This window comes from Butyrivibrio sp. DSM 10294 (assembly GCF_028539135.1).
Classification (GTDB): domain Bacteria; phylum Bacillota; class Clostridia; order Lachnospirales; family Lachnospiraceae; genus Butyrivibrio.
In genome coordinates this window covers 1-6,852 of sequence record NZ_JANSWL010000044.1, presented here as the reverse complement: position 1 = coordinate 6,852, position 6,852 = coordinate 1, and the positions used below count along the sequence as shown (strand labels likewise).

2 protein-coding genes are annotated in these 6,852 nt (G+C 47.1%); both read left to right on the top strand.

Annotated features, from left to right (window positions below; all coding sequences use genetic code 11):
- Positions 1 to 2,677: endo-1,4-beta-xylanase (locus tag NXH67_RS03685; protein WP_272796442.1), on the top strand; the 2,677-nt coding region annotated here is incomplete at its 5' end.
- Between the two features lie 627 nt (positions 2,678 to 3,304).
- Positions 3,305 to 6,694 (top strand): lectin like domain-containing protein, encoded by a 3,390-nt coding sequence (locus NXH67_RS03680; RefSeq protein ID WP_272796441.1) that lies wholly within the window; start codon positions 3,305 to 3,307, stop codon positions 6,692 to 6,694.
- Positions 6,695 to 6,852: the final 158 nt, after the last annotated feature.

The following is a 6,852-nucleotide window of genomic DNA, read 5'->3' as shown; positions in this document are numbered from 1 at the left end:
GGGATACTACATCCCCAGCGGATACAATGAGCAGTATGTTCCTCAGATCAACTTCAACACTGTTGATGAAGTTATGAAGATCTGCTACCAGAACGGCCTTAAGATGAGAGCTCATACTCTTGTATGGCACTCACAGACACCCAGCTGGTTCTTCAGAAACGGCTATTCAGGAAACGGCGGCTTTGTAAATTCTTCCACAATGGACAAGCGTCTTGAGATGTATGTTAAGACCGTCATGAACCACGTATACAACAGCCAGTACGGCTCAGTTGTTTATGCATGGGACGTTTGCAACGAGATCCTTCACGCTCAGAACTCCGGTTGGGAAGCAGTTTACGGCAGCAACAAGACCAACGCTTCTTATGTAAAGAAGGCATTTAACTACGCATATGAGACTCTTGAGTACTTCAAGCTCACAGATTCAGTTAAGCTTTTTTACAATGATTACAACACATACATGGAAGTTAACAACGTAATCACACTTGTTAACAACATCAACCAGGGCAAAAAAGTTTGTGCAGGTGTAGGTATGCAGTCTCACCTTGGAACAAACTTTCCTTCAACAGATTACTATCTCTCAGCCCTCAACTCATTCCTCAAGGCAGGCTTTGAGGTTCAGATCACAGAGCTTGATATTACCAACAAGGGTGACAGCGATATGGCTAACTACGCATACACTCTTTTCAAGGGTATCAACAATGCCAAGAAGAATGGCGGCAAGCTCACAGGTATCACATGGTGGGGACTTTCAGATCAGACAACATGGATCAGCAACTCAGCACCACTTCTTTTCTCAAGACCCGGTCAGCCCAAGCAGGCTTACAACAAGGTTATCCAGGCTTATACAGAGGTATTTGGTCAGCCTACATCAGGAAGCGGCAGCACAACACCTGTAGTTGATCCTCAGCCTACACCCGAGCCCGAACCAGAGCCGGAGCCTACACCTGTAGTTGTTGAGACAGCTACAATTGCAGACGGCTGGTATTATGTAAAGAATCCTCTTTCACAGAAGTATCTTACAGTTAACGCTGACAACGCAGACGGCTGGAAGAGCGTAGTTATTAAGTCCGGCACAGGCGCAGCTAACCAGAAGTGGTATGTTACAAACGTTGGCGATGGCTACATCACACTTAAGAGCGGACTTGGCAATGTTAACCTTGACCTTGCCAACGGCGAGACAGACAACGGAACAGATGTAGGTATCTACCAGGCTTACGGCGGAACAGCTCAGCAGTTCGTAGTTATGACAACAGCAAACGCCGGTTACTACACAATCGGAACCAAGGCTACATCAGGCGCCAAGGTCCTTGATATCTATGAAAAGAAGACAACAGACGGAACCAACGTAGTACAGTGGACAGCTAACGGCGGCAACAATCAGCTGTGGCAGTTCGAGAAGACCAACGGCTCATCACAGTCTACAACAGATCCTGAGCCTACTCCGGATCCCGAGCCTACACCAGATCCCGAACCTGTAGTTACAGGCGACGGCCCTGAGCTTGAGTACTCAGTTAACAGCTGGGGCGGCGGCTACCAGGTAACCTGGAAGATCGTAAACAACACATCAAGCGCAGTTAACGGATGGACACTTAAGGTTAAAAAGAGCCAGGTTAACATCGGTTCTTCATGGAATGTAAATGTTACAACAAGCGGCGACTACTACGTAATCACTCCTGTTGATTGGAATGCATATATTCCTGCAGGCGGCAGCGTAGAGTTTGGTTCAATCGGAAGCGGACAGGCAAGCTCATCAGTTGAGTATGTACTTGAGTCTGCAGCAGGCAGCTCAACCGGCGGTTCAACAGGCGGAAACGAGCCTCAGCCCGAGCCTGAGCCTGAGCCCGAACCCGAGCCTCAGCCTCAGAACCCTAACTACAATCCTACAGCAACCATCAGCAATTCCATTCCTTCCAAGTATTCTCAGGTAAGATATGGCGATGGCTCAGGTAAGATTGTAAGCATTTCTTACACAGCACATGACACAGAGAACAACAACCGTACCTACACCAAGAAGGCTAATGTTTACCTTCCCGCAAACTATGATTCTTCCAAGAAGTACAGCGTTCTGTACCTTCTTCACGGAATCGGCGGTAACGAGAACGAGTGGGGAATGACAGGCAACAACTCAACTGTTAAGGCTATCATGGACAACCTGTCATACTATGGCGACATCGATTCTTTCATCGTTGTAACACCTAACGGCAGAGCTTCAGCAAGCGGTTCAACCAACTCTTTCTACAACTTTGGCAAAGAGCTCAGAAACGACCTGATTCCTTACATTGATTCTCACTACAGCACCTACACAGACAGAGACCACAGAGCACTTGCAGGTCTTTCAATGGGTGGTATGCAGACAATCAACATCGGTATCGGTGAGTGCGTAGATCTGTTCAGCTATTTCGGAGCTTTCTCAGCTGCTCCTACAAGTAACACAGCAGCTACAACAGCTCAGAAGCTTAGCGGCAACAGATATCCTATCCACTATTTCTACAACATCTGCGGACTTCAGGATGGCACAGCTTATTCAAGCGCTTCAGCAGCAGCTAAGAATCTGCCTTCTGTTTGCAATCAGTTTGTGGATGGACAGAACTTCATGTGGCAGGAGCTTAATGGTGGACATGATTTCAATATCTGGTATCTTGGTTTCTATAACTTTGCACAGATTGCCTTCCAGTAATTTAATACCCTGATATATTTCGGCCGGGAAGTATTCGTACTTCCCGGTCTTTTTATGTGGCAGGGGGAAAGCTTAGGTGAGTGGCTGCCTCCGGGAAAACTGCGGTGGCGGGAAGTTAGCGTATGGGGGAATGGCCCGACCGGAGAGGTAAGTGCGGATGACGAAAGCACCGTAAAAATGCTGGTTTTCGTGCGCCTTGTGATTCTCTAAGACTCGATGTCGAAGGAATGGCTCGTACTCATGCCTATTCGTGGACAGTCGCCATTCCTTCGCCCTCTCGTCTTGATAATCATCGCGTCGTACAAGAACTGCACATTTTTCCGACACTTCCGCCATCCGCACTTAACTATCCGGCCGGACCATTCCCTCAATACGCGGTAACTTTCCGCCTTCCTACTGTTTCCGAGGAGGCAGCCTGCTTCATAGAATAACTTTCCCCTACCCGAAAAGATGGGGATGAAGTGACAGGCACTATGGTGGAGTGAAGTGAATGAAATTTTGTTGAGAAAGGTGTGTATTAATTGTGAATTTTTATTGTATTCGGTAGAAAAAAGGAGAGGGGTTTGTTAGGATAGAAATTACGCTAAAATATGCGCATATTTTGTAAAAGGAATGGGTATATCAGGTATGAAAAAAAGAGTACTTGCTCTGCTGCTGAGCGGAATTATGTTCTTCTCGGCAGGAGGCACGGCACTGGCAACGGGTGTCGAAGGAGAAATCGGGGAATCGTTGCAGGGCAAAGAGGAGTATGTGCTGCCCGAGGTTATTGAGGAAGAGGCGGATGCAGATGCAGAAGCCACAGAAGTGGTTGAAGATGCCGAAGAAGGTGAAGAGTTCACGGAGTTTAGCGAGGATGCTGAGGAAGAGAGCATTGAGCTGGAAGAAGCAGAAGACAGCGAGAGTACTTCCGACGAAGTTGACCTTACTTCTGATGCCACTGCTTCAGAAGTGACCGAAGGCAGTGAGGAGAATGCTACCTTCGCAACAGGTCTTAACCATGAAGGTATGGTAAGAGAGGTCATCAAGGGGGATGCGGCTGATGATGCCGAGTTCCAGGAGACCTATGCGAGCTACTATGTTAACAAGAACCTGCCGCCTCTTCGCAATCAGAATCCTTACGGAACCTGCTGGGCATTTGCGATGAATGCGCTGACTGAGATCAACCTCAGACAGAACGGCATTATGAGTAATCCGGATCTGTCAGAACTTCATCTTGCATACTTTACAAATAACTCTGTTGTGGATCCGCTGGGAGGAACCCAGGGCGATTATGTCAAGGCGGGTTCTAACACATTCTTAAATGACGGAGGTAACTTCGAGGAAGCCTTCTGTACATATGCGAAGTGGACAGGCGCTGCCAGCGAGGCAAACGTTCCTTATTCAAACGCAGCCAGAGTGCAGAGATCGGGCCTTGCGGATTCATATGCCTATGATGACCAGGTTCATCTTGTTAACGCTTTTTCTGCCTATATCGATATGAACAGCTTCAGGTCTTCAAAAGATATCACAGCTCTTAATCCTGTTAAGAAGATGATCAAGGAATACGGCGCTGCAGGTATCTATTTTGGTGCAGTCGACAGTATGGAGGGCGTAACTTCCAGCAAGATCTACAGCGACCAGTACAAGAGCTATTACAATCCCGAATCCATGATGTCCAATCATGCAGTTGTTGTGGTTGGCTGGGATGACAATTTTTCCAGAGACAAATTCGCCTCAAGGGCTCCAGGCAACGGCGCTTTCCTTGTAAGAAACAGCTGGACCACCAAGGGAGACCTCAATAACCTGGACTACACCGGATATTTTTGGATGTCCTACTATGAGGCAACTCTTGACGATTACTTCTATGCTGTTAAGGCTACAACTGCCGACAACTATGACAACAACTATCAGTACGATGGCTACTTCAACGGCAAGTACAGCTATACCGACAAGGGTGCCAATGTCTTTACCGCACACGCAGATGGCGGCAGCAAGGGGGAGATACTTAAGGCTGTCACCTTCTACTCCCTGGCAGAGAGCACCGGATATACCATTGATATTTATACAAATGTAAAAGACACACCGTCCTCCGGACGCCTGGTAAAAGAGGCTACAACCACCGGAACAGTTGATTTCTCAGGTTTTTACAACGTAACCCTTAAGAACCCTGTTGAGCTGGCTCCCGGAACCAAGTTTGCGGTAGTGGTAACTTTGGATGCAGGCGGACTTATGTATGACATCAGTCGCAGCGGCGCCAAGTTCAGCACAGTTGCCAATTCCGGCGAGAGTTACTACGGATATGGTAAAAGCTGGTATCCTCTTGACCACAACTACAGAATCAAGGCCTATACCGACAACTCATCTTCTGTAATTGAAGAGGATCCTGCGGCAAATGAGCCTGTGCTTAATTCCATTACACTTTCTAGAAAAAGCACTGTCGACAACGTAGACGGCAGATGGGTAAATACAACCACAGTTGTTGCCGGGTACGATCCTTCAGACTATGTGCCAAAGGGAAAAATAACATGGGCAAGCTCCAAGCCTGAGGTGGCAACAATTAACAGCGACGGCGTCCTTACTTTTATCAGCGTTGGTACAACCACGATAACAGCTACTGTGGACGGTGTTACCGGAAGCATCGACATTGTGGTTTCTCCTTACGATATTCCGGATCCTGAAGAGCCTGTAGATGACCCTACTCCGGATCCCGATCCCGACCCGTCGGATGATACACCGTTCTGGGGAGATATCACTGATGAAGCCATCAGAGAGTATTTTGACAACGACCCCGACGAGGTTCCCGAGGGAGTCTGGTATGTGGTAGGCGATGATGTCATTGATATCTATGACGCAGGCGTTGCCGATACCTTCTTTGAGAAGGACTACACAGGTGGCAAGATCACTTTTAACAACGAAATATCCGTTTATCACGGCATAACCAAGTTCAAATACAGCAAGGACTATACAATCAGCTATGCCAACAACGTAAATGCCACAAGGGTTGGCGCCGTTAGACCCAGCTTTACAGTTAAGTTCAAGAAAAAGAATTTCTCCAAGCAGAAGTTCTATTTTGACATTGAAAAAGAGTCCCTTTCCAGAGCCTATGTAGCTTCTGAATCTGTTGTTGCAGTGGCTAAGGGCAAAAAGAAGCTCAGCAGCGTCAAGGTCAAGGTTACCTACGGCAAGAAGACACTTAAGGCAGGCAGGGACTATGTGCTTAAGTACGAGGATTCCTACGGTGAGATCGTGAACCCCTCAGCAGTTATCCTTGATGATATTGATGAGGAATACAAAATAAACGTTGTTGCTGCAGAGAACGGCAACTTTACCGGCGATACCTACGATCCCGTAACCGTAGTGGTATATGATCGTGCAGACAAGGGAGTCATCAATGCCTCCAAGTTCACAGTAAAAGGAGTAGATGGCAAGGCCTTAAGATTTGACTATGGCTATATGGTTTCCGGGGAACTTATTCAGAAGATGTTCAGAAACGGCAAGGCAGAAGTGTGGTACAAGGATCAGCTCCTTGAATACGGCATTGATTACGACATCATCAGCCTTGACAACGACTACAGTACCCTTGGAACTCACAAGGTTAGAATCGTCGGAAAATATGCGATGACACACTTTGTAGGCAGCAAGACTGTATCCTTCAAGGTTACACCCTACAACTTCACCACCGATGAAGACCTGGACAGTAGGGTCGTTGTCAAAGTATACGGTGATTATTACACGGGAAAAGCTGTTAAACCAGATACTGAAGTATACTTCTACCACGCAGACGGCTCAGCAGAGAAGCTGAAACAGGGCGTTGATTACACCCTTTCTTATAAGAACAATGTGAAGATAGCATCCTTCGATGACGACTTCAAGCCACCGACAGTAATCGTCAAGGGTAAGGGCAGATTTAAAGGCACTGTCAAGGATACATTCTCCATTTACGGATGGGAAGATGATGACTACGAGGGAGCATGGGACGGAGGTTCCTTAGATGCATCCGATAGCGGAGCAGCGGCGATGTCAGCACCAGGGACGTAAGAGCTTTAAGGTAAAACTTGACACCATATGATATACGAATTGCTCCATGACTATCGTCATTCTCGCAATTCTACAAATATTCGGAAACCGCTAATTTACTGCGTAAATTGCTAATTCCTCATATTTGTTTGGGCCATAAAGTCAAAATGCTTAACATG